The following is a 24,319-nucleotide window of genomic DNA, read 5'->3' as shown; positions in this document are numbered from 1 at the left end:
CGCTGCCGGCGCTCAGAAGGTCAGCCGATACACGATCACTTTGAGGAATTCCGGTTTGTCCGGGCTGATTTCCGCCCAGCCCCGCAATGGATACTCGTAGTGAAAACCTTCGCGATTGGAACCGGAGACGTACAAGCTCAGCTCTCGCGGGCAGTCCCGCGACGAATGCACCGCCAGCTCGAACGGGATAGGAAAGCTCGTCCTGTCGTTCGGGATCGCGAACGACTGAAACGCCGTCGCGACCGGGTGGCCACTGTCCCTCCTGATTTCGTCGAGCGAGAAGAACAGAAGCTTTTGCGGGACAACTCGGACGCGCGGATCTTGCGGCCGGGAGTCCGGAACCAATTCTCCGCGCAGAATCGTATGACACGCCCCAAGGGCTACGACCGATTGCAACGTCGTGGCGCTGACGGCCACCATGGCGAACAGCATCCGCAAAGGCATGTCGGGCACGTGATTCCGGCTCACGGCTGGAATGAGATTGGCCCGCAAGCAAGCAGCGAACGTCCGAGCGTTCTTCAGGTCCACTGGACAGGCCACACGCCGAGGAGGTCGCTTGCGCTCGACGCATCTGCCCGACGACACCGCCTACTGCTGCGGCGTCGCTGCAACGGTGGCCGGCGGAAGCGCTTCAGCGGTGCGCGACAGCGGCTTTTCGTAGGACACCGAGAAGCGGTCCTGCTGCTTGGCCTGGCCCGGCTCCGTCCGCTTCGACGCCAGTTCGGCCAAGGGCATCGCGCCCTTCGGCGGCAGCACGTCGGCGAGCAGCTCGGTGGTCATGACGTTGGTGGTGCGAAGCTCGGCGCGGGACAGCTCGTGCAGGTCCTCCCACGGCGGTACGTTGAGGGCGAGCAGCAGGAGGTCGCCGGCGCCGCCCATGTCGAAGGTGTATTTGGCAAGGCGGCCGATGTCGCGCTCGACGATCATCAGGTCCTGCGCCGAGTAGCTCGCCGCCTTGGCGTCGTCGGCGCGGTCGCCCATCCAGATCTGGTGAACGCGGACATGCGCCGTGTCGGGCACATAGCGCGTGGTGCCCGCGAGCAGCAGGAACACGCACATCGACTCGCAATAGGCCTCGGGCACGATCCTCGGTCGTTCGGTCGCCCGGCTCGGGCGCTGCGTCATGCCGACGGTGGTGCGCATCTTCAGGGCGCGGAACCGGCGGCCCAAGGTGATCGCGTCATTGACCGAGCCGCCGCTGGAGTCGAGGACCAGGGTCGCGCCGGCCAGGTCGCGATCCCGTGCGAACTCCTCGAAATCCTTCGGACTGTCGCCGGTGACAATTCCGACCGCGCTGACCCAGCCGCAGTTCGGCTCGCAGGCGACCCAGCTGAACCGCATCGGAAGCTTGCGCTCTTCGAGCGCGCCACCGGCGCGCGCCGAATTGGACATGATGGAGACAGTGCCCCCGAGCACCACAGCCAGCGCTCCAACACCGAGAAGCATCCAGCGCAATCCACGCGACCGCAGCAATTTCACCTGCACTCCGTTCCCCCCGTCAAGCTCGGTACGCAGTCCCTCGTCGTCGTCGCGGCAAGACCTGACAAATCAGCCTCAAATCCGTTATGAGTCTGTCACATCCTTGCCTGGAAACGTATCCGGGCAATCCCCGAGCGTCCAGGTGTGCCGCACCGCAGCGCCGCTGAAAACCGGCCATTGTTGCATCACATCATCACACGAGCGCGCGAGATCGCTGTTCCTGCCGAGGAACCGATCACAAGGCGCACATCAGTCCGGCACTGCGCCCATGAAGCACTCATGCTCCGATCAGAACTGCCATTCTGCGCACATCCCGTCAGGGTCGCTGTCGCTTATGCCGCGACGCGCTGCCCGCGCGCTGATCTGGCTGTATCGCCACACGCTGTCGCCCCTCGTCGGCTATAATTGCCGGCATCTGCCGACCTGCTCGGTCTATGCCGATGAAGCCATCTCGCGCTACGGACTCTGGGCAGGCGGATGGATGACGCTTGCGCGGCTGCTGCGCTGCCAGCCATTCGGCACGTCCGGCATCGACAACGTCCCAGCCGAGATACCTGCGCAGGCGCGTTGGTATCTGCCGTGGCGTTACGCGCGCTGGCGCGGCGTCAACGGACCGGGCTGATGCAGCGCAACGTAGCGAGCGTATGCATCATTTGATTTGAAGCAAATCGGACTGGAAGAGTTTCGAGCTAGGATTAGTCTCATGTGGAGCGGGTCGTTCGAAGGAACGGTGCTGCGGACCTTGCATTGATGTTGAAACTTCCGTTTCGGGAGGAACAACCATGCGCTGGACGATCAACCCGAGATCGCGCCGATCCCGCACAGGCATCGGCCCCGATCAGGGCGGCGACCGTCACATCAGCCACGACGCCAGACAGATCGATCTGCTCTGCATCCTCGCCCTGCTGATCGCAATCATCGGCGCTTGGCGCTATCTTGCCGACAGCACCACCCTGCCCCCGACGACGACCTCCTACATCGTGCCGAGCCAAAGCGTGCATTGGTAACGCGGCCGCAAGCGCGGCTCTCTCACCGGGACGATCGACGTCCCTACCAGCGCGGCAGCAGGAAGAACTCGTCGCGGCGCGGAGGTGGCGGATAGACCGGAATGGGCTCCGGCACCCGCGGCGCGCGCCGCGCGCGGGGCGGCGGAGCGGTCTCGCCGGGTCCTGTGGCTTCGGCTGAAATCGTTGCATCGGCAGAGGGCGATCGCATCGAGAGCAGGACGTTCGACTCCCGCGTGCGCCAGCGATAGCCGATGCCGAACTCCAGCGGCTGTGCCCGCTCGAACAATCTGGCGTAGCTCATCTGGTACATGCCCGGAAACTTGTCGATCGGCCCGGCATATCGCCCGAACGGAAAGAAGCGCCACGCTCTCGCATCATAGCTCGCCAGCGGAATGCCGGAATCGTCCTGCACGATGGTGGCGCTGTTCTTCAAGAGCCAACTGCGAACCTGGGAGAAGCTGCTCTCGTGCAGCAGATAGGATGCGCTCTTGAGCAGGCTGTTGCCGGGAGCCAGCGGTTCGCAGAACCTGAGGAAGCCGCCGGCCTTCACGCCGGAATCGGACAGATCCGTCGAAAAGTAATAGAGCGTCTTCTCGACGCCGTCGGCGCCGGCAAACACGATGCGGGCGCCCCTGGTCGCGTTGCGCGCCGGCGGCTCGTTCGCCGCATGCACCACGCCATTGTCATCCAACCAGATCAGGCTCGCGCTGTGGATGGTCTTGCCGGTGCGCGCCAGAAAGACATAGAGGATCGGCAGCGTTCCCTCGATCTCGCCCTCGCGCAGATCCACCTTCATGTTCTTGGTGATGAAGAACGAGAAGCTGAGGATCGACTGCAGGGAACGTTCGACATAGGCCAGCGCGGGCCCGATGCTGCCGCGCGGCAACCGGCCAAGATCGGGGATCGGTCCGGTCGGCTCGAGCGCAGCCATCACATAGGTGGTGGCTTTCGGGGCGAACGCGTCGGCATAGAGGAAGTCGGGCCCCGAGAAAAAATAGAACATCGTGGGCCGCGGCGCCGCGACATTGGTGTCTGTCCAGGTCCGGATCTTCGACAATTGCCGCTGCTCGAGCTGACTGAAGGCATTGTCGAAGAACGCCGCGTGGCGCCGCCAGCCGGGATCCTGCGTCAGCGCTGCCAGCGGCGAGCCGGGCTGCGGCGTCATCCCCGCCAGCACGCGCGCCGTGTCATCCGGCGTAATGGTCTGTCCGCGGACCTCGCAACTCGTCACGACGATGAGACAGGCAACGGCGAGCCACACTTTCGACAGCAGAAGTCTCGACACCAACAGCATTTCACTCCGAACCCGACATGGCTGTTGCAGCGGTCCGGCGCGACCGCGCGTGAGCGAACCAATAGATCAGCAATCCGGACAGCATCGCCACGGCGCCGACCGCGGCCTGCCACGGCCGCGCAGCGACCAGATAGTACATCATGAACCCGGTCACGCTGAGGAAGATCAAGGGCGTCACCGGATAGCCCCACGCGCGATACGGCCGCTCGATGTCCGGCTGGGTGAGACGCAGCCTGAACAGGCCGAGCACGGTCAGGAACGAGCACGACAGCAACGAGAACTGGACGACGTCGAGCACCGCCTCGAAGCTCTCCGTGAACAGCATCAAGGTCGCCACGGTGAGTTGAAACAGCACGGCATAGGCTGGGGCGCCATTGCGCGAGCGGCGGGCGAACACCGCGAGCGCCGGGATGTCCTCCCCCATTGTCATCAGCACGCGCGGGCCGATCCACATCATCGCGGCGATCGAAGGCACCAGACCGACGCAGATCATCGCGGCGACGAAGCGCCCGCCGGTTTCGCCGAAGATGTGCGTGCCGGCAATGCTCGCGACCTGCAGCTGACCGGCCAGCTCGCTCGTCGGCGCCGCCCGCAGGAACACCGCATTCAGGGCAATGTAGAGCACGAGCACGATCAGCGTCCCGAACAGCAGCGCCCGCGGTAGGGTTCGCTCCGGCGCATGCAGTTCACCGATGATGTAGGTCGCCGCGTTCCAGCCCGAGAAGGCGTACATCACGAATACGAGGCTGGTCGCGAAGGCCGCGCTGGTGACATAGCCGAGGTCGGACACGGCCGGCAGGAACCTGACCGGTTGCGGCGCCGAGATGGCCCAGCCGGCAACCAGGAAGGCGACGATCAGGCTGAGCTTCAGCACGGTCGACAGCAGTTGGAAGCGGCTGGATTGCCGGATGCCACCGAGTTGCACGACGGTCACGAGCCACACCGCGCCGACCGCAAGCAGCATCGGCGGAACGTCCGGCAGCACCGCACGGCCATATTCGCCGAACGCCATTGCCGCGAGCGCCACCGGCGCCGCGAAGCCGACAGTTGCGGAGACCCAACCGGCCATGAAGCCGATCGCCGGGTGAAACGCGCGGTTGAGGAAATTGTACTCGCCGCTCGAACGCGGGAACATCGCGCCGAGCTCGGCATAGGACAGCGCCCCGCACACCGAGACGAGACCGCCGACCGCCCACAGGAGCAGGATTGCGAAGCCGGAGGGAATGTCCTTGACCTGAAAGCCGAGGCTGGTGAACACGCCGACGCCGATCATGTCGGCGATCACGATGGTGATCGCGACCGGCAGCGACACGGACGGGATCACGGCACTGCGTGACCCGCCCGCCCAGGTCGTGTCGCCTGCCTCGGATGCAGCCATACCGTTGAGGGGCACGCGCCACCCCTTCCCTTCGTCACAGGCTCATGTTCCGGCCGAACCATTCAATCATAGTTAACGCGCGCTAAATAAGGCCTTGGAAAGATGGTAATATGAGACCTTTTTCATGCGATCTAGCCTCCGCAGCGTTGCGTCGGGCGATGCTGGGTCTCACAATCGCGACACGATCGCGTGCTGTGTCCGCTGCTGCACCGGAATTCGCCAGGCGCCATCCTTAACGCGACCTCAACGTCGGTGGCGCAGTTTGAAACGAGCCGATTTGTGAAGTGGGACCTTTCGCTGCGGTCCTGCTCGTCTTGGGGACATATGATCGGGATCGGTCTGAGATTGTCGAGCTGTCGTGGGCTGCGCCGTTGGCCGCGGCCGCATCGGCCCGCGCTGAGGCCGCCCCGTGGATCTGGACGCGCGGCCCATGCTCTGGCTGCGGCCACGCTCTCGTTGGCGTTGGCTCAGTGCGGCCAGACACCGGATCCGGCAGCACTGGCCGCCAATGCGGCGCCGGCACAGGGGCTGACCTTCGAGGAGCGTTTCCCTGCACCGGAGTTCCGTGATCGTTTTCCGAGCGTCGGCGAGAGCCTGCCGTTGCGCACGCCTGCGGACTTCGCGCCCAAGCCGCCGCCCCCTCGGCTCGCATCGCTGGAGCCGCAAGGGCCGGCACGCCGGACGCGCGAGGATCTCACGACGCTCGTCAGCATGAAGTCGTCGGCCTTTCCGTATTTCGGCGACAATCCCGCGTCGGACGCGCCGTTCCTCAACGTATCCGATGGCGAGCGCCGCGGCCACCGCAGCTTCTCGGGCCGCGTCTACTGGCAGGACCAGACCTACAATGACAACCGCGTGCTGGTGCACGTTCCGGAAGCCTTCGATGCCCGCAAGCCCGGCGTGATCGTGGTGTTCTTCCATGGCAACGGCGCCACGCTGGAGCGCGACGTGCGCGACCGGCAGATGGTGCCGCAGCAGATCACCGCCTCCGGCGTCAATGCCGTGCTGCTCGCGCCGCAGATGGCGGTCGATGCCGCCGATTCGAGCGCGGGCAAGTTCTGGCAGCCGGGCGGCTTCAAGCGCTTCATGGATGAGGCGGCGACGAATCTGGCCCGCCTGACCGGCGATCCCGCAAGCGCGAGGACGTTCGCGAGCATGCCGATCGTCATCGTCGGCTACAGCGGTGGCTTTCTTCCCGCAGCGTGGAGCCTCGAGGTCGGCGGCATCAGCGAGCGCGTGCGCGGCGTGGTGCTGCTCGATGCGGTCTATGGTCAACTCGACAAGTTCGCCGGCTGGATCGAGCGCAACCGCTCCGGCTTCTTCGTCAGCTCCTACACGCGCTACACTGCGCGCCACGATCGAGAGCTGATGACGATGCTGCGGAGCCGCGGCATCGAGATCACGGACGACATGGACCGGCCGCTCCGCCCCGGCAGCGTCGTCTTCGTCGAGACCGACGAGGGCATCACTCACCGGGACTACGTCACACAAGCCTGGACGCGCCACCCTATCAGGGACGTCCTCACGAAGATGGCCGCCGCCCAGCCGCCGATCCGGATTGCTGCCGGTGCCCCGAGCGCGCTTGGCGGCTCATCGAGCCGCTGAGACCAATGGGTTCTCAGCTCTTCGGCAGCTTCGGCATGTTCTCGACGAAGCCGTTGAAGCAGGCGAGCCGCTCGTCCTCCTCCTTGGTGAACTTGCAGTCGGCCACCGCTTTGGCCTTCGTCGCCTTGGGCTTGGCCGCGGGCGGGATGACCGCGTCGTAGCAGTTCAGCCGCTCCTTGGTTCCGTCGTCGATCTCCAGGCACGCCTGGAGCTTGACGGCCATCGACTGCGGCTTGGCCGGCGCGGCGGCTGCGGTCTTCATCCCCTTCGGCTTGACCTGCACCAGCGGGCGGTCTCCGACCATCGGCGCGCCGCTCTGGGCCAGCGCAGAGGTGCAAAACAGCACTGCGGCAACGCTCAACATCGTTTTTTTCATGCCATGTCTCTTTCATCCAAACCGCGGGCGAGAAAGATCAACCTCTCGGGACCGCGCGCGGCCTAGACCGCGCGCCGCGATGGATCTTTCGCCCGACAGCCACCCACCCCAGCGGCTTTAATCCGGTCGGACCGGTTTTGCCAAGCGTCAAGCCGCGGTTTGCGGTGGACCTCACGCCAGCGCGGCGACCGGCGCCCGCGGCCGGCTCACCAGAATGGTCAGCAGCGCCAGCATCACGAACCCGATGGCCACGTAGCCCGTGGCGCCCAGAGCATCGCGCGCGAACAGGCTGCCACCAACCGCGGAACCGACGGCCTGGCCGACGTAGAGCACGGAGGTGTTGAGCGAGACCGAGGCCGACGCGAGCGGCGGAGCGGCAGCAACCAGGCGGACCTGCTGCATCGAGTTGGTGGACGCAAACCCCAACCCCCAGATTGCCACCGCGACGGCCATCACCGGGTAGACGCCTGCGCCGACCGTCCAGACCGCGATCCCTGCGAGCAGCAGGCAGGTGAACAGCAGCGAGGTGCGATAAGCGCCCCAGCCGTCGACGATGCGGGTGGCGATCACGACGCCGAGGAAGCCGCAGGCGCCGTAGATCGCAAACACCAGTCCCACCGCGTTGGCGTCCGCGCCGGTCAGCTTGTTCAGGAGCGGGCCCATGAAGGTGAAGATCACGAACTGCCCCGACATCTGCAACATCGTGACCATCAGCAGCAGCACCACCACCCGGTTGCGGCCGAGCGCGATCCAGGTCTTCAGCTCAACCGGCGCCCCCTTCAGGCCCGACGGCAGCCGCCAGGTCAGCAGCACGAAGCTGACCACCCCGGCGGCACCGACCGCAAGATAGGCCGCCCGCCAGCCCGAATGGCTGCCGATGAAGGTGATCAGGGGCAGGCCGACGGCGGCGGCCAGCGACCAGCCGAGGAACACATAGGCGATGGTGCTGCCGCGCTTGTCCACGGGGCTGATCAAGGCAGCGGTGCCGGCGGCCTGCGGCGTGTACAGGGCCCCGACCGCGAGCATCACCAGCCGAATCGCGAGCAGGCTCCCATAATCCGGCGCGAAGGCGGAGGCGAGATTGCCGAGCGTGAGCACCAGCAGGGTCGCCGCAAGCAGGTGGCGGCGGTCGAAGCGGCTGGTCAGCCAGGCCGTCAGGGGCGAGCCGATGCACAGCACCACCGCGCCGAAAGTGATCAGCAGACCTGCGGTGTGAACGCCGACGCCTAGGCTGGCAGCGAGCTCGGGCAGCATCCCGGCAGGCGCCAGCACCGAGCAGCCGGTGATGATGTTGCCGAGCATCAGTGCGGTCGGAGCCAGGGGCGGCGGGGTCTGGCCGGATGTCGAGGGAGCGGATGTCATGCCCGATGATTAGCAGAGATTTTCATGCATCTGCATGAAAATCTCTCATGTCGCGGATGAGATTCTGTTCCTCGTGAAGGCTCAGCGCGCCGACGCCTGCGGCGAGGAGGACTGAGTCCATGGAACCGGAAGCCCGGACGGATAGACGACGGCCTTCGATGGTGGACAGCTCTCCATCAGCTTCTTCAGCGCATTCTGCAGGCCCTCGCTCCCGACCGGAAACGTCGACACGCCGGGACCCACCGTATTCGGCGGCGCATCGCTCAGACCCGCTCCGGGCGCCGACGCCAATGCTTTCATCTGGCTGCCGTTGAGAAAGAGACCCCATCGTTCGAGATCACCGGCGCGGCGCGGCGGCGAGAGGAAGTTGAGCCTGAGATCGCCGCTCACCATCGCCAGCGTCGCACCGGTCCCAGCCTTGCGCTCGACATCGAGCTCGAAGCGATCCTGGTCGAAGCATACCAGTTGCAGGCGCGTGGTGCGGAACGAAGCTTCACCGTCCTTGCGGTTCAGGATGGTCTTGTAGGCGATGCCGCGACTGGCGGCCTCGAACATCCAGGGACTCTCGACGCGTTCGCGGCGATCGAGCGCGAAGCGCGCGATTTCTTCGCGCGTCAGGATGCGCATGCCCTCGAACGGCACCGACCGCGCCACCGTGAGCAGAGTTGGATCGGCGCCGAGCCGGGTGATGTAGTCGAGCACCATCTTGTCGGAGCGCTCCATCGCCCGCTGCATTGCCTGCGCCCGTACCTCGCGGGTCGGCACCCCACCGGTGAAGTTGAGGATGACGCGTGGAGAATGCACCGCCAGCGTGACGTCCGGGGCAAGCTCGCGGTTGGGCGCGCCGAGGATGATGTAGGGACACGCCGAGTTGCAGATCGCGCCGCGGGTCCAGACCTCGCCGTGCAGCTCGCGGCCGGCCTGCTTGAGCCTGGTGCAGGCCTCTCCCTCCTGAGGCTCGAAGCCGCATTCGCTCAAGGTGGTGCGCCCGACGCGAACCACGGCCTTCTTCTCGCGCAGAAGGTTGCCCATCGCGAGCGCCTGCTCGAGATTGCCGCCCGGCGAATTGAAGTAGATCGGCAGCTTGCGGTCGCCGATCTGCTTGATGAATTTGCGCAGGCGCGTGGCCGCGCCGCCATCGATCTTGCCTTCGGCCGCGATCCAGCTGTCGCAGCCCGGACCGCAGGAATCGGGCGCACCCTTGACGAGGGCGAAGGCGATCGGGGCCGAATTGTCCGCCAGCCGCGGCGATTTGACGGGACGCTTGGCCGGCTTGAGCTCTGTTCCCGTGAGCGGAGCGGCGGGCCTGGCCTGCACTGCAGCCCTCTGTGGCAGATTTGGCTTCTGCTGGAGCGCAGCTTTGGGCAACACGGCCGGCTTGCCCTTCGGCGCCACCGCGGCCGGCGACGGCGCGATGGTCAGCCCCAGCGCGAGCAGGACGGCTGCCATCCGAATGCCGCAGCGCCCGACAAAAACGGAGAGCGGCGCCTCCCCTGCAGACAACATCGCCACGCGTCCCCACGCCCCGAACACTTGAAGTTGTATCATACCGGCACGCCGCGGCAATCTCCGCCGCGTCCGCGCCGGCACCGATCCGCCGGTTTTTCCTGCCTGTTGCCCGGTTGCAGCCTGGAAATCCCCTGCTATACCCCTTGCTCCCGCTTACCTGCGCTCGTTCGCAGGAGTGAGCTACAGGAGAGAGACAATGCCTGACTCGAAATCCCCCGACTCGAAATCCGACCAGTCCAAGGCCGGCTTCCAGTACAGCCTCAGCAATCTGAAGCCCGCCGCCCCGGTCGAGAAGATCACCATCAGCTTCCCCGACGGCGCCAAGCGCGAATATCCCAAGGGCACCACCGGCTTCGACATCGCCAAGGGCATCTCGCCCTCGCTCGCCAAGCGCACGGTCGCGATGGCGCTGAACGGCGACGTCGTCGACCTCAACGATTCCATCAATGATGACGCGAAGCTCGAGCTCGTCGACCGCGACGACCCGCGCGCACTGGAATTGATCCGGCACGATTGCGCGCACGTGCTCGCCGAAGCCGTGCAGTCGCTGTGGCCCGGCACCCAGGTCACGATCGGCCCGGTGATCGAGAACGGCTTCTATTACGACTTCTTCCGCAACGAGCCGTTCACCCCCGAAGACTTCGCCGCGATCGAGAAGAAGATGCGCGAGATCATCGGCCGCGACAAACCGTTCACCAAGGAGGTGTGGGACCGCGAGAAGACCAAGCAGGTGTTCCGCGACAAGGGCGAGGCGTTCAAGGTCGAGCTGGTCGACGCCATTCCGGGCAGCGAGCCGATCAAGATCTACTATCAGGGCGACTGGTTCGACCTGTGCCGCGGCCCGCACATGACCTCGACGGGCAAAATTGGAAACGCCTTCAAGCTGATGAAGGTGGCGGGCGCGTATTGGCGCGGCGACAGCAACAATCCGATGCTGACCCGCATCTACGGCACCGCCTTCGCCAGGCAGGAGCAGCTCGACGCCTACCTCAAGCAGATCGAGGAGGCCGAGAAGCGCGACCACCGCAAGCTCGGCCGCGAGCTCGATTTGTTCCATTTCCAGGAGGAAGGTCCGGGCGTCGTGTTCTGGCACCCCAAGGGCTGGAGCATCTTCCAGGCGCTGATCGCCTATATGCGCCGGCGTCTCGCCGGCGACTATGACGAGGTGAATGCGCCGCAGATCCTCGACAAGTCGCTGTGGGAGACCTCGGGCCACTGGAACTGGTACCGCGAGAACATGTTCGCGGCGCAGTCCGCCGGCGACGAGGCCGAGGACAAGCGCTGGTTCGCGCTGAAGCCGATGAACTGTCCCGGCCACGTGCAGATCTTCAAGCATGGCCTGAAGAGCTACCGCGACCTGCCGCTGCGGCTCGCCGAGTTCGGCGTCGTGCACCGCTATGAGGCCTCCGGCGCCATGCACGGCCTGATGCGCGTGCGCGGCTTCACCCAGGACGATGCCCATGTGTTCTGCACCGAGGACCAGCTGGCCGACGAGTGCCTGAAGATCAACGACCTGATCCTGTCGACCTACTCCGACTTCGGCTTCGAGGGCGAGCTGACCGTGAAGCTGTCGACCCGACCTGAGAAGCGCGTCGGCACCGACGAGATGTGGGATCACGCCGAGCGCGTGATGGCGACCGTGCTGAACGAGATTAAGGCGCAGAACAACCACATCCGCACCGAGATCAATCCGGGCGAAGGCGCGTTCTACGGGCCGAAGTTCGAATACGTCCTGCGCGACGCCATCGGCCGCGACTGGCAATGCGGCACCACGCAGGTCGACTTCAACCTGCCGGAACGGTTCGGGGCGTTCTACATCGACGCCGACGGCGCCAAGAAGGCGCCGGTCATGGTGCATCGCGCGATCTGCGGCTCGATGGAGCGCTTCATCGGCATCCTGATCGAGCACTATGCCGGCAGCTTCCCGCTGTGGCTGGCGCCGACGCAGGTCGTCGTCACCACCATCACCTCGGAAGGCGATGAATACGCCAAGCAGGTGCTGGCGGCGCTGCGCCGCGCGGGCTTGCGGTGCGAGATCGATCTTCGCAACGAGAAGATCAACTACAAGGTCCGCGAGCACTCGCTGCAGAAGATCCCGGCTTTGCTCGTCGTCGGCAAGAAGGAGGCCGAGACGCATTCGGTCTCCGTCCGAAGGCTCGGCCGCGACGGCCAGACGGTGATGCCGACCGCGGATGCGATCGCGGCCCTGGTCGACGAGGCGACTCCGCCGGACGTGCGACGCAGGCAGCGGGAAGCCGCCTGAGCTGGGACCGCCCGGTAGCCCGCATGAGCGTAGCGACATGCGGGTTCGCCACAACCGCGAGAAGGAGCCCGGATGTCGGTCCCGGCCCAGCCCTGACGGGCTCGGACGTGAGTTCATCCGGGCGATGCGGCTAGGCTGACAGGCTGGCCACCGTACCAACCGTGCTCCCTTCCCTTCTCGCCGCCTGCAGCGCCACGTCGGCGCATTCGGCCATGTAGAGAAACATCGTCGCGAGCATCCGCTCGATCGCCTCGCGCCCCAGCGGCAGAATGGTGATGGCGTCGGTGCCGCGGATCAGCAGGCCCTTCTCCTCGGCATCTCGCAGCAACGTCAGCACGTGCTTGCGCGACACCGAAAAACGGGTGGCCAGACCGTTGATGGAGAACGGCACGGGGGCGTCTGGCGGGAATGGCTGGTCCGGCCCGGCACCTTGCGCCAGGCTGAACAGGATCACCATGCCGGCGGTGCGTTCGGCAAACGGCTCGAGCTCCGGCGCGCCGTCGAGGATGCGGAGGCCGGCGATGAAGCGACGGCCAAGCTCGAGCACGAAGGTCTTCACGAAAGCCGGATCGTTCAACGATGCCCGATAGGCCACGGCGGCCGGCAGCACCGCGCTCATGGCGTCGAACTGCACACCCCAGCGCTCGCGATGCAGTGCGATCAGCCGGTCGGTCGGGACCAGCGGCCGCCGCCGGCGGTCCAGATTGGGAGCCGACGCCACCAGCCCGGTCGCGCGCATCAAGGCCAGCATGGCCTCGCAGCGACCGCCGCTGCACAGGTCGAGCCTGGCGCACATCTCCTTCATGGCGCCGACGGTGAGACCGAGCTGGCCGTCGCGCTGCTCGGCGAAATGCAGATACAGCGCGACATGCGGAAACAGGGCCCGCGCCCGGTCGCTCAGCAGCGCATTGAGGATGCGATCGCCCCGATACAGCCTGATCGCCGAAGCCGTCGAGGCCCGCATCGCCCGCGCGAATCCGGGCATCCCGCGCAGCTGCGCGACGGCATCGGGTGAAGGTATCAGTGCGGTCATCGGCGCGTCAGATCTTGCACGTCAGACAACTCCCCGCGGATCTCTGGCACTATGTTTTTACCGGCCCGCCCAAGGTTCGACAATTCGCTGCAATTATCGTGCATTGGACAGATAGCCGCATCGAAAGTGCCCCGCTCGCCTCGTCCCACGCGAAATCTTCGTCGAAACCCGCAAAGGCTGTAGGATCGGCGGCGGTAGAACCGATCAAAACGCCGTGCCGCAGCCTCGTTGCAGGCGGAGGCCCATGCTATCTCTCCTACGTGCAACGAACGAGATTTCACGACGTGCCCGACGCGATTGAACTCCTGAAGACCCGCCGTTCCGTCAAGCCGCGCGAGATGAGCGGTCCCGGCCCTACCCCTGCCGAGCTCGACACCATCCTGACCATCGGCGCCCGCGTGCCCGATCACGGCAAGCTCGCGCCCTGGCGCTTCATCGTGTTCGAGGGCGACGGCCGCCTTCGCGCCGGCGAGGTCATCGCAGCCGTCTTCGCCAAGAAGAACCCGCAGGCGACCGCGGCCGAGCTCGAGGTGGAGAAGAACCGCTTCATGGAGGCACCGCTGGTGATCGGCCTCGTCAGCTTCACCCGGGCGCATCCCAAGGTGCCGGCCTATGAGCAGGAGCTCTCCGCCGGCGCCAGCGCGATGAACGTCCTGACCGCGGCGACCGCGCTCGGCTATGGCGGCTGCTGGCTGTCCGGCTGGTTCATGTTCGATCGCGAGGTGATGGACGGGCTCGGGCTGAAGCCGGAGGAGAAGCTCGCGGGGCTCATTCATATCGGCAGGCCGACCAAGCCGAGCGAGGACCGCCCGCGCCCGGCGCTGGCGGATATCGTGACGCGGTTCTGATCGGACGAATAGAGAGCAGCAAATAGCAGGGAGCAGGCCCCGCTCCCTCTACCCGTCATTCCGGGGCATCGCGAAGCGAGAGCCCGGAATCCATATTCCAAAGCGGTGATGTGGCGAAGACAGAGGCCATGGGCAGCTCGCACCTCATGACCCGTCGTGGTTATGGATTCCGGGCTCATCGCTTCGCGATGCCCCGGAATGACGGGTGGAAAGAGCGAGGCAGGCCCTTGCATTCTCCATGCCCTCCAATTGCCCCCTATTCGCCAAGTCTCCTCATCATGTCTCCTCATCACGCCGCCTTCGACGCTCTGGCGCCGAACCGGGCCAGCAGGCCCGCGATCTCCGACGCCGGCCGCGCGGCGCTGAACAGGAAGCCCTGGACCTGGTTGCAGCCTTCGGCGCGCAGCCAGTCGAGCTGGTCCGTGGTCTCGACGCCCTCGGCCGTGGTGGTGATGTTGAGGCTCTTGCCGAGGCCGGAAATGGCGCGGACGATGGCGAGGCAGTCGGAGCGCTGCGCGAGGTCCTTCACGAAGGAGCGGTCGATCTTGATCTTGTCGAACGGGAAGCTACGGAGATAGCTGAGGCTGGAATAGCCGGTGCCGAAATCATCCATCGAGATGCGGATGCCGAGCCCGCGCAGCTGATGCAGCGTCGCCAGATTCGCCTCGGTCTCGGCGAGCAGGATCGACTCGGTGATCTCCAGCTCCAGCCGCTCCGGCGGCAGCGACGATTGCGCCAGCGCCTGGACCACGACCTGCACCAGGTTGCGGCTGCGGAACTGGACGGCCGAGAGATTCACCGCGACCTTGATGCCATCGGGCCATCGCCCGGCCTCATGACAGGCCTCGCGCAGCACCCATTCCCCCAGCGGCACGATCAGGCCGATGTCCTCTGCGACGGGAATGAACTCTGCCGGCGAGATCATGCCCTTCTCCGGATGGCGCCAGCGCAGCAGGCATTCGAAACCGGAAATGGTGCCGGTCGCGACCTCGACCAGCGGCTGATAGTGCAGCTCGAAATCACCCTGCGCGAAGGCGTGACGAAGGTCATGCTCCATGTCGCGGCGCCTCTGCGCCCGGAGATCCATCTCCTTCTCGAAGAAGCGGTGCACGCCGCCGCCCTCCTCCTTGGCGCGGTAGAGCGCCATGTCGGCATTCTTCATCAGCTCTTCGCTGGTCGAGCCGTCGGACGGCGAAAGCGCGATTCCGATCGAAGCGCCGATCACGAGCTCATGGCCGTCGATCTCGTAGGGCGCACTCAGCGCCTGGATCAGCTTGGCCGCGAAATCGCTGGCCTCGTTGGGCAACGGCGTGTCGGCGAGGATGACGGCGAATTCGTCGCCCCCGAGCCGCGCCGCCATGTCGCCGCCCCGCACCCGCTCCCTGAGCCGGTCGGCCACCGCCTGCAACAACCGGTCCCCCATGGGATGGCCGAGCGAGTCGTTGACGTTCTTGAACAGGTCGAGATCGACGCAGAGCACGGCAATCGATCTGTTGCCGGACGCGCTGGGCTGCAGCACCTGCCTGAGCCGCTCCTGATACAATTCGCGATTGGGCAGGTTGGTCAGGCCGTCATGGTGAGCCATGTGCGCGATCCGGGCCTCGACCTTGCGGCGTTCGGTGATGTCGACGATGGCGACGAGGAAGCCGTCGCGTCCCTCGTAGGAGATCCGCCGGCCATAGGCCAGCACGTCGATCAGCGAGCGGTCCGCCGTGTAGTGCCGCCATTCGCGATGGAAATCGTCCCGCGCCGTCAGCCGCGCCATCGCCTCGTCCAGATCGGCCATGTCGCTTTCGGGCCAGAGATCCCAGATCGTCATGCCGAGCAGCCGGTCGCGGTCGTAGCCATAGTGCTCGGCGGCGGCGGCGTTGACCTTCATGATGCGCCCCGTCTCCGTGTCGAAGATGCCCATCGGCAGCGGATTGGCATCGAACAACAGGCGGAACGACGCCTCGCGGCGCTTTAGCGCGGTGACGTCGGAGACAGTGAGAGACACGATGTCGCCGAACGCATGCACGCCGAGGCGCAGATTGCGATCGTCGCAATCGAGCTCGAACTGATCGCGGCCGCTGTGCGCGACGATGGCGAACAATCGCGCCAGCACGTCGGCCGTGCCGAGCATCGTCCCGCCCTGCCTCAGCCGCCGCCATTGCAGCTCGGCCGCCGAGAGCTTGAGGAGGCTCGCCGCGGACTGATTGTGATGGACGACCTGGAAGTCGCAGGGCACGCCGGCACTGTCGCGGATGGTGGCGAGCGAGACGACGCCGTCCTCGGTGGTGGAGAAAATCGAATCGAGCAGATTGTACTGCCCGGCGCGCTCGTTAATGTAGGTGCCGACCAGCGTCCTGCCCCAGCGCGAGCTGGTCGGGAGCGCCAGCACGTCGTAGGTGCGCACCATGCCGTCGCGCACGCAGTACGCGGTCGACAGATGCGGCTTGCAATTCGTCACCGCGCAGATCGCCGCTTCCGTCAGCACCGTCGCGCAGTCCGGCGAGACGGATTCGACCGGAATATCCCAGCCGTCATTCTGAAGCCATTGCTGGACATAGCGGCCGCTGCGGGTGATTTCGAGACGGTCGTCCTCCTCGCGCAACAGCGCGACATGGTCGGCAAGGCGGCCGAGGCTTCCCAGCATCACGTCTTCATACTGAGGCAGGCTCTGGCCGGGCTTCAATGCCGCGTGCCATTTGCGCTTGAGCACCGGAATGTCCTCGAACAGATCATTGCTGACCGCCCCGGACGTCTTCTTCTTCGCGGCACTCATCGCATCGTACTCAATCGCCAGCTGCTTGTAGCGGTACTCCATGCAGATCTGTCTTTAATGGGCTGTAAATCCAGATTGGCCGTGCAGCGGCAGGCAGCGAATATGACAGTTCAAAGTCGTTCCATGGTTATTGCGCATTAGAGACTATGACAGTCGCCTCGCATCTTGCGGTCGCCGGCGCGTGACATCCTGCGCCCATACGATCAGCCGCGATGATGGGATGCGAAGAGGCGATCCCGCGGCGGAGATCCGCCCGGGTGATGCACCTTGCGAGACCCTCGATCAGCGTGAGGGCGCAGGGAAGGCCGGACCTCGACTGAGGCCCGTGGCCCGCCTGCTCAAAAAAATGCAGGCGGCAGGTACCACAGGTTCAGCCGGAAATCCGGCCCTCCCTGCGCGATGGCTTTAACGGCTGCTTCGCGTTCTCCCTGGTGCGCCGGGCTTTCTGGCCACCATCCTCAACGCAAGGCAAAGCCTCAACGTGAGTTGATATCAGCGTCGGGATATCAGGACCGCGCGACTTGACCGTGCGCAGCGAATTGTTCGTCGGCGCGAGCAACCCCGCGCTGCAATCCACCACGCCCACCGCTCCCCGCCCCGCGTGCCGTGACGACCGCGATACGCCCCTCATCCCGGGACGGGATGCGCGGAAAGATCGTTCTGATTTGCCCGACGAGGCTGGGCAAGAATCCAAATTAAGAGGCTAGGAGGGCTCGGCGCGGTGCGACTTCGAGCCATAGCCGTATCATCGTCCAGTTTCGGATCAAGGGAAGCGGAATCGCCTCCCATGCGCCGTTGGCCTCGGCAGAGGTGGCGTGTTGAGCTGCAATAGCCCACGCGGTGATGCGGGCGAGGAAGTCGTTCAAGCCGAGAATGTTGAGGACGCGGCTAAAGTTGTAGGAGAGCGCCATGAGGCTCCATTCCCCGCGAACCTTGTCGAAGCTGCGGACGAGGAAATGCTGATAGCCGGCGCGGCACTTGAGTGTGCCGAACGGATGTTCGACGAGAGCTGAGCGGCGGCGCATCAGTTTGCGGGCCTGTTCGCTTGCCATCCTCTGGCGGTGACGATCCAGCACCTCTTCGTGCTCCCACCGAGAGACGTTGCGGCTTTTGGCCTTCGCGGAGAGGCAAGACGTCTTGAGGGGGCAGACGCTGCAGGTCGGCACTGAGCCCAGGTAACGGCGTTCCATTCTGCCGCTCGTATTCTTCCAGAGCTTCTTCGTGGGATGCAGCGCCTGGCCTGCGGGACATCGGTAGGTATCGGTCGAGGAATCGTAGCTGAAGTCACTTCGGGTGAAGCGGGTGTGCTTCTTGCCGTTGCCGTGATGCAGCGGGACATAGGCGGTGATGGCATCATCCTCGCAAGCCTTGATATCCTCGCTGTTGTAATAGCCGACATCGGCCAATATCTGCAGCGAAGAGACCTCGAGGTTCTCCTTGGCCGCTATCGCCATCATATGCAGGTGTCGGACATCGCTGCGATTGACGACCTCGCTGGCGACGATCAGCTTGTTCTTGTCGTCGACGACGCTCTGGACGTTGTAGCCTGCAATCGTCTGATCGCCCTTGCTCAGCAGCCGCGCATCGGGGTCGGTCTTCGACACCTGTCCCTTGTCGTTCTTGTCCAGGTTCTCCAGATCGGACTGGGCGCGCTCACGCCGCGCCATCAGTTCCTTGATCCTGTCCCCGACATCGCCGCCGCCATGGCCATCCTTGCCGTCGTCAGGCCGCTTGGCTTCCGCTGCATCGTTGGTGTCGAGGGACTTGCCGTACGCCTCGATCTCCTCATCGAGCTTGGCGATCTGCTTGGCGAGCTTCCCGCGCGTGAAGATGCTGTCCTTGCTGGCATTGCCGTGGAACAGCGCGCCGTCGACCGCGACCAGCGTCCCGCCGATCAGATCGAGCTCGCGAAGCAGCAGCACGAAACTGCGGTTCGCGGCCTTCAGGGCCGCCCAGTTCTCCTTGCGGAAATTGGCGATCGTCCGGTAGCCCGGCTTGAGAGACTTCAGCAGCCAGATCAGCTCCAGATTGCGGCAGGCTTCACGCTCCAGCCGTCGCGATGACCGGATCTGGTTGATGTAGCCATACAGGTACAGCTTCAGCAGGTCGGACGGATCGTAGGGCGGTTGCCCCGCTCCCGCCGCACGCTGGTTGGCGTGCCGAAACCCGAGCTTGGCAAGGTCGAGCGCGTCGACATAGCTATCGATCGCACGAACCGGATTGTCCGCAGATACGTAATCCTCGATCCGCGGTGGAAACAGGCTGGCTTGCTCGCGGCTCTCACCGCTCTTGAACGGGCGATTCGTCATAGGCCGAATCGTACATCCCGCCACGCAAAACGCCCGAGATTCTTGCCCAGCCTCGACGACGCAAGGACTAATAACTGCGACAAAGTAACCCGACGGGCAAAGGCGTCACGAGTTGGGCAGTCGTGTCGCGCACCACTGCTTCGACAATCACTTCTGTCGTGCCGGCCTCGAGCCGCAGGGCTATCGCATATGGCGTCAATGTTTTGCGCCCCTCTCCCTCCGCGTCGTCATGGCCGGGCTTGTCCCGGCCATCCACGTCGTCCAGCATGCTGAGAACGACGTGGATGCCCGGGACGGAGCCCGGGCATGACGATGTGGAGACGGTTTCGCGACACACTCAGATTGACCATATGCGATAGCCCTGCCTCGAGCCGGGACCCAGCCACCGGCTGCGGTGATGCGGGCCGCTGACAGCTACGTCCCCCGACAGCATCCGCGGTATGGGTCCCGGCGTTCGCCGGGACGACAGCGGTGGTGGGACGCGATCCTACAAAAACTCTGCGCTCGCATCACTCCTCCTCCAGACGAATGCCCGCGTCGCTGAGCGCCTCCATGAGCCGCTCAATGTCCTCGGGTTCGACCGTGCTTCCCGGGCAAAGCGCGTTGAGCTCATCGAACGTGATCCAGCCCTTGCGTTCACCGATCTCGATGGCATGGCGGATGATGTCGGACATCTGCATACAGCTCTCCCCGGAGATTGGCTCTCATAGATAGCGGGAAGAGTCGGTGTCGCGTGCGCACGTCTTACCGCGCCAGCACCTCGACCTCGCCGTCGACGCCGTTGACCACGCTGAAGGAGCGTTCGAACACCTTGCCTTCGTTCTTGGCGATGGCGCGGTAGTCGCCTTCGGAGAGCACGACCTTGGGGAAGGCGCCGACCGATTCCTTGATCACGTCGCCGCCGGGGTTGATGACGGACCAGGCGGTGTTGGCCAGTGCCTCGCCGCCCTTGTCGGAGACGAGCTTCAAGGTGATGACCGCGGCGCGGTGGGTGACGGTGACGTCGGTGAGCTTGCTGGCCTGGACACGGATGTCGGAGCGCACCACCGAATTGGCGTCGCCATAGTTGGAGACGATGTAGTAGGTCCCCTCCGGCAGCATCAGCATGTCGCCGGCGGCGACGTTCGGCACCAGCGGCGCACGCTCGCGGCCGTCGAACTGGCTGCCCTTGTAGATCGCGAACGAGATCTGGTTCTGCGGGATCTTGCTGGTGCCGACCCTGCCCTCGAGGCGCAGGCCGCCAGCCGGCAGCAGGAAGGATTCGCGATCGGTCTCCGTCTTCAGGCTCACGGTCCTGACCGCGCTGACGAGTCCAAGCGCGACGTGAACGACGTAGTTGCCGGGCGGCAGCACGATGTTCGGCGTGGCGCCGCGATCCTCACGCAGCATCTTGAAGGCGCCGGTCTCGTCGGGCCGGTCGGAGAAGACGCGCCAGACCAGCCCGCCATTGATACCCGGCAGATCCTTGCCGTAGCGCGCCGACAGCGACAGCACGCCCTGATTGGGCGCCGCCGCAGGAGGAGCGGCGACCGGCGGGATGGCGGCGGGTGCTCCGGGGGGAATCGCGGCCACCGGCGGTCCAGGCAAGGCCTGCGGCGCAGGGGGCAGGATGGGACCTGCCGCAGGGCCGGAGGGCGGCGCCAGGCTGACGGCGGCGCCGGGATCCGGCACCGAAGCGGGCGGAACCGGCGGCGGACGATCGCTGAACAGCTGGGCTGCGGCGGGCGGTGCGAGGAGTCCGGCGAACGGGCACGACAAAGCGAGCACAAGCCATAGCTGCCCGCTGCGCCGGAAACCCTGGGATCCGCGACCTCTCGTCATCATCCTGCTTTTGACCGAAAACGCGGCGAATTCAAGCCTGTACTGCGCTGTGCCAGGGGAACCGGACGCGGCCGCGCGGCTTGGCCGCAGGCCTGCGCGGTGGCACGGGCGCAGCCTCGAGCGAACCGCTCTGCCCCTTCAAATCGACGGCATCGGGTGCTCCCGTGAACCGGCATGAAGGATGCTTCTGGTACGCTCGACGGCGTCATGAGTCCGTTGCCGACTCGTTGCACAAAGTTGCGTAAGCGTGGAGACGACAAGTGCTGGATATCTTGAAGGGACGCCGCCAGGGCGGAGGCGAAAACGCCAATGTCGGTCTCGGCACGATCCGCAAGCCGGTCATCGGGCTTGCACTCGGCGGCGGTGCGGCGCGCGGCTTTGCCCATATCGGCGTGATCCGGACCCTGATGGCGCACGGCATCGTGCCGGACGTCGTGGTCGGCACCTCGATCGGCGCGGTGGTGGGCGGCGCCTATGCGGCAGGCCAGCTCGACACGTTGGAGGAATGGGCGCGCAGCCTGCAGATGCGCAACGTGCTCGGCTATCTCGACATCCGTCTCAACGGCTCCGGCCTGATCGGCGGCGAGAAGCTTGCGGCCCAGCTGGAGGCCTCGCTCGGCCGCGTCGCGATCGAGGAGCTGCCGATGAAGGTCGCGACCGTCGCGACCGAGATCCGAACCGGACACGAGATCTGGCTGACCCATGGCAGCCTGGTCGATGCCATGCGCGCCTCCTACGCCCTGCCCGGCATCTTCGCGCCGGTGCTGATCGGCGACCGCTGGCTGGTCGACGGCGCCATGGTCAATCCGGTGCCGGTGTCGGCCGCACGCGCGCTCGGCGCCGAGATCGTGATCGCCGCCAACCTGTCGAGCGACGTGTTCACGCATTCGACGACGATCTACTCGCATGGCCAGCCGGTCGAGGTGCCGGAAACGGTGATGGAGAGCGCGCCGGCCAAGCGTCGCTTCGGCAAGCTGTTCTCGCCGGAGCGCGCGGTGAAACGGCAGTTCTTCGGCGGCGGCGGCCGGCCCGGGATCTCCTCGGTCATGGTCGACGCCTTCAACATCATGCAGGACCGCATCACCCGCGCCCGGCTCGCCGGCGATCCGCCCGATCTTCTGATCTCGCCGCGCGTCGGCCAGATCGGCTGGTTCGATTTTCACCGTGCAGCCGATCTCATCGCGTTCGGCGCCAGGGCCGCCGAACGTGCGCTGGATTCGATCCAGGACGCAATCGGCGCGGCGGCGCCGGCCGGCGGCGGGGCTACGCCGTCTTGATGTACTGACGCAGCGCTTCCTGCTCGGTCTCGTATTCCTGGACGCGCCACTTCACGACGTCGCCGATCGAGATCAGGCCGACCACCACGCCGCCTTCGATCACCGGCAGATGGCGGAACTTGCCGTTGGTCATCATCTCCATGATCGAGGCCACAGTGTCGGCCGGCTTGCAGCTGACGACGCGGCGGGTCATGACGCTGGACACCGGCTCGGTGAGCGCCGTGGCGCCCCGCTCGCCGAGCGAGCGGACGATGTCGCGTTCGGAGAGAATGCCCTCCATCCGCGTGCCCGACATCACCAGCACCGCGCCGATCTTGCGATCGGCCAGCAGCTTGGCGGCTTCGGCGAGTGTGGTCTGGGCTTCGACGCTCTCGACCTTGTGGCCCTTGGTGTCGAGGATCGCACGTACTGTCATTGCTCATCTCCTTGAGAGGCCGATGCGCCTTCTTGAGCGAGGCGTCCTTGCGGCCGATGCATGCAGTCGTCTTCAGTCACGCTGATCGTCGAGTCACGAGACTCGATCGCAGTCTGGCAATGCGCCCGTCACGCTTGGGTTGCACTGCGCTCGGCAGACCGGCGGATGGCCAGGAAAAAGGCCTGCCCTATTTGCCCGGAGTCGTGCCCCGGTTGCATCGGACGCAAATGATGAATGAATTCGCCCGCGCTCGCAAGCGCAGGAATGCGGCAACTAACCGTCGATCGGCTCCGACGGCAACGCAGGTGCAGCATCGTCGCGCACATGCGGGACCGGATCGAACAGCGCAAACAGGATGAGGCCGGCGACGAAACCGCCGATATGCGCCTGCCAGGCGACATCGGCCCCCTCGGCGCCGGGTGTGAGGTCGAAGGCGCCGAACAGGATGTTGACGCCGAACCACACCGCAAGGAAGCCGAGCACCCGCGGATTGCGCAGCGCACGCGACAGCGACAGGGCCGGCACTCTTGCCGCCGCCTCGGCATCGCCGCGGCTGAACGACAGGAAGCCGCCGCGAACGAAGGCAAAGCGCATCGCCGCGGCCATCGCGCCCGACACCGAGGCCGAGGCACCGATCATCGGCGCCAGCGCATGCTCATGGGTGAGCAGATGCGCGAGCGCACCGGCTGCGGCCGTGGCTGCCATGAACAGATAGAACCTGAGCGCGCCGAAGCGGCGCGCCAGCGCGCTGCCGAACGGCAGCAGCCACAGCACGTTGAAGCCGATATGCGTCAGATTGGCGTGCAGCAGCGAGTAGCTGACGAAGGTCCAGATCTTGGCGGGTGTGCCGCCCGGGAACGGGCCATCCAGCAGGGTCTGGTCGTATCGTTTCGGCACAAAGGCGAACAGGTTGATGATCGCCGCGTCCCATTCCTCGGGCAGCAGCACGCGCAGATGGATCACGGCGATCAGCACGATATAGGCGGTCAGCGCGCCCGGCAGGTTCAGCATCGGCTCCCGCGTGTCCCGAAGCGGCGGATCTTGCGTGAGGTCTGACGGGGAATCCAAGGGAACGCACGCCTTCGACGAGAGGAACAGATCCGTCAGATAGGCGGCTTTGGCGGAATTGCGCAAGCGCACACATGCAGAGTTGATGTGCGGCCTGGAGGCCCGGCCTGCCCGGGCCTCGAACGAGCGGGATCTGAAAAGAAAAGAGGGAGAGCCCTGAGAAAGCCCTCCCTCGCAAGATCCGCCGGTCTTTTTGCGCGTCCGGAGAGCCCGGGGTGCTGTCCCCACCCCTCCCCGTCGCGGCGACCGGACTTGTTGTGTTCGACGCCTCGTGTACCTCACCGTTTCGCGGCGGACCTTCCACCTTCCGGCCGCGATCGGATGAACGCTTTCTTAACGATCCCGCGGCCGAAGCCAAGCACATCGTTAATTTAACCTTAACGCGCGGAAGCCGAGGAGAAAGCCGGCACGATCGCACCATCGGCATGGACGCTGCACAGCCCCTCCTGCACAAACAACCAGGGAGGCGCCTGGACGAAAGCGGGACAGCGATGTCCTGACAACGTCGAGG

At 65.4% G+C, this 24,319-nt stretch carries 21 protein-coding genes; 6 read left to right on the top strand and 15 right to left on the bottom strand.

All coding sequences use genetic code 11. From position 1 onward, the window contains the following. Positions 1 to 12: 12 nt before the first annotated feature. Positions 13 to 528 carry a hypothetical protein gene (locus QXZ94_RS05060; RefSeq protein ID WP_315719505.1) on the bottom strand — a complete coding sequence of 172 codons (516 nt, stop codon included), beginning with the start codon at positions 526 to 528 and terminating at the stop codon, positions 13 to 15. 60 nt (positions 529 to 588) lie between these two features. Then, the gene (locus QXZ94_RS05055) at positions 589 to 1,485 is read right to left on the bottom strand and encodes a hypothetical protein (RefSeq protein ID WP_315719504.1); all 897 of its coding nucleotides are present in this window, start codon (positions 1,483 to 1,485) and stop codon (positions 589 to 591) included. A 262-nt stretch (positions 1,486 to 1,747) separates the two neighbouring features. On the opposite strand from QXZ94_RS05055, the gene yidD reads away from it, so the two are divergent. Both yidD and QXZ94_RS05045 read left to right on the top strand, forming a co-directional pair. Next, a complete protein-coding gene (yidD, locus tag QXZ94_RS05050) occupies positions 1,748 to 2,101 on the top strand; it encodes a membrane protein insertion efficiency factor YidD (RefSeq protein WP_409998579.1) in 354 nt (117 codons plus the stop codon). 160 nt (positions 2,102 to 2,261) lie between these two features. Beyond that, positions 2,262 to 2,486 (top strand): hypothetical protein, encoded by a 225-nt coding sequence (locus tag QXZ94_RS05045; RefSeq protein ID WP_315719502.1) that lies wholly within the window; start codon positions 2,262 to 2,264, stop codon positions 2,484 to 2,486. Positions 2,487 to 2,529: 43 nt separating this feature from the next. Here QXZ94_RS05045 and QXZ94_RS05040 read toward each other — a convergent pair whose 3' ends face one another. Together QXZ94_RS05040 and QXZ94_RS05035 are read right to left on the bottom strand one after the other, a co-directional pair. Next, entirely contained in the window at positions 2,530 to 3,771 is a 1,242-nt protein-coding gene (locus QXZ94_RS05040) for a hypothetical protein (RefSeq protein WP_409998730.1), read from the bottom strand. A 10-nt stretch (positions 3,772 to 3,781) separates the two neighbouring features. After that, entirely contained in the window at positions 3,782 to 5,158 is a 1,377-nt protein-coding gene (locus tag QXZ94_RS05035; RefSeq protein ID WP_315726108.1) for an APC family permease, read from the bottom strand. Positions 5,159 to 5,482: 324 nt separating this feature from the next. Here QXZ94_RS05035 and QXZ94_RS05030 point away from each other — a divergent pair, with 324 nt between their 5' ends. After that, positions 5,483 to 6,763, top strand: a complete 1,281-nt coding sequence (locus QXZ94_RS05030) for an alpha/beta hydrolase (RefSeq protein ID WP_409998729.1) — start codon at positions 5,483 to 5,485, stop codon at positions 6,761 to 6,763. A 13-nt stretch (positions 6,764 to 6,776) separates the two neighbouring features. Here the strand turns inward: QXZ94_RS05030 and QXZ94_RS05025 are convergent, their stop codons facing one another. The 3 genes from QXZ94_RS05025 to QXZ94_RS05015 form a co-directional block, all read right to left on the bottom strand. Beyond that, entirely contained in the window at positions 6,777 to 7,139 is a 363-nt protein-coding gene (locus QXZ94_RS05025) for a hypothetical protein (RefSeq protein ID WP_315719500.1), read from the bottom strand. Between the two features lie 171 nt (positions 7,140 to 7,310). Continuing rightward, complete coding sequence (locus tag QXZ94_RS05020) at positions 7,311 to 8,501, bottom strand: MFS transporter (RefSeq protein WP_315719499.1); 1,191 nt, start codon at positions 8,499 to 8,501, stop codon at positions 7,311 to 7,313. 81 nt (positions 8,502 to 8,582) lie between these two features. After that, complete coding sequence (locus QXZ94_RS05015) at positions 8,583 to 9,950, bottom strand: hypothetical protein (protein ID WP_315719498.1); 1,368 nt, start codon at positions 9,948 to 9,950, stop codon at positions 8,583 to 8,585. Positions 9,951 to 10,206: 256 nt separating this feature from the next. On the opposite strand from QXZ94_RS05015, the gene thrS reads away from it, so the two are divergent. Beyond that, a complete protein-coding gene (gene thrS / locus QXZ94_RS05010) occupies positions 10,207 to 12,273 on the top strand; it encodes a threonine--tRNA ligase (protein ID WP_315719497.1) in 2,067 nt (688 codons plus the stop codon). 130 nt (positions 12,274 to 12,403) lie between these two features. Here thrS and QXZ94_RS05005 read toward each other — a convergent pair whose 3' ends face one another. After that, on the bottom strand, positions 12,404 to 13,306 hold the full coding sequence (locus tag QXZ94_RS05005) for a hypothetical protein (RefSeq protein WP_315719496.1): 903 nt from the start codon (positions 13,304 to 13,306) through the stop codon (positions 12,404 to 12,406). 284 nt (positions 13,307 to 13,590) lie between these two features. Between QXZ94_RS05005 and QXZ94_RS05000 the strand changes: the two genes are divergently transcribed. After that, positions 13,591 to 14,154: a nitroreductase gene (locus QXZ94_RS05000; protein ID WP_315719495.1), complete on the top strand. Its 564-nt coding sequence runs from the start codon at positions 13,591 to 13,593 to the stop codon at positions 14,152 to 14,154. A 289-nt stretch (positions 14,155 to 14,443) separates the two neighbouring features. Here the strand turns inward: QXZ94_RS05000 and QXZ94_RS04995 are convergent, their stop codons facing one another. The 5 genes from QXZ94_RS04995 to QXZ94_RS04975 all read right to left on the bottom strand — a co-directional run bounded on the left by QXZ94_RS04995 (position 14,444) and on the right by QXZ94_RS04975 (position 21,051). After that, entirely contained in the window at positions 14,444 to 16,960 is a 2,517-nt protein-coding gene (locus QXZ94_RS04995; RefSeq protein WP_315719494.1) for a putative bifunctional diguanylate cyclase/phosphodiesterase, read from the bottom strand. Between the two features lie 653 nt (positions 16,961 to 17,613). Beyond that, positions 17,614 to 19,251, bottom strand: coding sequence for an IS1182 family transposase (locus tag QXZ94_RS04990; RefSeq protein ID WP_315719493.1), 1,638 nt, complete (start codon positions 19,249 to 19,251; stop codon positions 17,614 to 17,616). A gap of 43 nt (positions 19,252 to 19,294) precedes the next feature. Beyond that, positions 19,295 to 19,495: a hypothetical protein gene (locus QXZ94_RS04985; RefSeq protein ID WP_315719492.1), complete on the bottom strand. Its 201-nt coding sequence runs from the start codon at positions 19,493 to 19,495 to the stop codon at positions 19,295 to 19,297. 241 nt (positions 19,496 to 19,736) lie between these two features. Then, positions 19,737 to 19,907 carry an RNA polymerase sigma factor region1.1 domain-containing protein gene (locus QXZ94_RS04980; RefSeq protein WP_315719491.1) on the bottom strand — a complete coding sequence of 57 codons (171 nt, stop codon included), beginning with the start codon at positions 19,905 to 19,907 and terminating at the stop codon, positions 19,737 to 19,739. A gap of 64 nt (positions 19,908 to 19,971) precedes the next feature. Beyond that, positions 19,972 to 21,051, bottom strand: coding sequence for a hypothetical protein (locus QXZ94_RS04975; protein WP_376698579.1), 1,080 nt, complete (start codon positions 21,049 to 21,051; stop codon positions 19,972 to 19,974). Between the two features lie 257 nt (positions 21,052 to 21,308). On the opposite strand from QXZ94_RS04975, the gene QXZ94_RS04970 reads away from it, so the two are divergent. Further along, positions 21,309 to 22,325 carry a patatin-like phospholipase family protein gene (locus QXZ94_RS04970; RefSeq protein ID WP_315719490.1) on the top strand — a complete coding sequence of 339 codons (1,017 nt, stop codon included), beginning with the start codon at positions 21,309 to 21,311 and terminating at the stop codon, positions 22,323 to 22,325. On the opposite strand, the gene QXZ94_RS04965 is transcribed toward QXZ94_RS04970, so the two are convergent. Both QXZ94_RS04965 and QXZ94_RS04960 read right to left on the bottom strand, forming a co-directional pair. Next, positions 22,312 to 22,740 (bottom strand): CBS domain-containing protein, encoded by a 429-nt coding sequence (locus QXZ94_RS04965; RefSeq protein ID WP_172107895.1) that lies wholly within the window; start codon positions 22,738 to 22,740, stop codon positions 22,312 to 22,314. The genes QXZ94_RS04970 and QXZ94_RS04965 overlap by 14 nt on opposite strands. A 273-nt stretch (positions 22,741 to 23,013) precedes the next feature. Next, a complete protein-coding gene (locus tag QXZ94_RS04960) occupies positions 23,014 to 23,808 on the bottom strand; it encodes a rhomboid family intramembrane serine protease (RefSeq protein ID WP_315726104.1) in 795 nt (264 codons plus the stop codon). Between the last annotated feature and the right edge of the window lie 511 nt (positions 23,809 to 24,319).

The organism is Bradyrhizobium sp. SZCCHNS2022 (assembly GCF_032377575.1).
Lineage (GTDB): Bacteria > Pseudomonadota > Alphaproteobacteria > Rhizobiales > Xanthobacteraceae > Bradyrhizobium > Bradyrhizobium aeschynomenes.
Note: the sequence above shows the minus strand (reverse complement) of the source record. Positions and strands in the feature narration are given on the sequence as shown.

Coding starts and splice junctions, on each gene's coding strand:
- yidD (WP_409998579.1), top strand. CDS start 1,748: ATGAAGCACTCATGCTCCGATCAGAACTGCCATTCTGCGCACATCCCG.
- QXZ94_RS05045 (WP_315719502.1), top strand. CDS start 2,262: ATGCGCTGGACGATCAACCCGAGATCGCGCCGATCCCGCACAGGCATC.
- QXZ94_RS05035 (WP_315726108.1), bottom strand. CDS start 5,158: ATGGCTGCATCCGAGGCAGGCGACACGACCTGGGCGGGCGGGTCACGC.
- QXZ94_RS05030 (WP_409998729.1), top strand. CDS start 5,483: ATGATCGGGATCGGTCTGAGATTGTCGAGCTGTCGTGGGCTGCGCCGT.
- QXZ94_RS05025 (WP_315719500.1), bottom strand. CDS start 7,139: ATGAAAAAAACGATGTTGAGCGTTGCCGCAGTGCTGTTTTGCACCTCT.
- QXZ94_RS05020 (WP_315719499.1), bottom strand. CDS start 8,501: ATGACATCCGCTCCCTCGACATCCGGCCAGACCCCGCCGCCCCTGGCT.
- QXZ94_RS05015 (WP_315719498.1), bottom strand. CDS start 9,950: ATGGCAGCCGTCCTGCTCGCGCTGGGGCTGACCATCGCGCCGTCGCCG.
- thrS (WP_315719497.1), top strand. CDS start 10,207: ATGCCTGACTCGAAATCCCCCGACTCGAAATCCGACCAGTCCAAGGCC.
- QXZ94_RS05005 (WP_315719496.1), bottom strand. CDS start 13,306: ATGACCGCACTGATACCTTCACCCGATGCCGTCGCGCAGCTGCGCGGG.
- QXZ94_RS04995 (WP_315719494.1), bottom strand. CDS start 16,960: ATGGAGTACCGCTACAAGCAGCTGGCGATTGAGTACGATGCGATGAGT.
- QXZ94_RS04985 (WP_315719492.1), bottom strand. CDS start 19,495: ATGCTGGACGACGTGGATGGCCGGGACAAGCCCGGCCATGACGACGCG.
- QXZ94_RS04980 (WP_315719491.1), bottom strand. CDS start 19,907: ATGCAGATGTCCGACATCATCCGCCATGCCATCGAGATCGGTGAACGC.
- QXZ94_RS04975 (WP_376698579.1), bottom strand. CDS start 21,051: ATGATGACGAGAGGTCGCGGATCCCAGGGTTTCCGGCGCAGCGGGCAG.
- QXZ94_RS04965 (WP_172107895.1), bottom strand. CDS start 22,740: ATGACAGTACGTGCGATCCTCGACACCAAGGGCCACAAGGTCGAGAGC.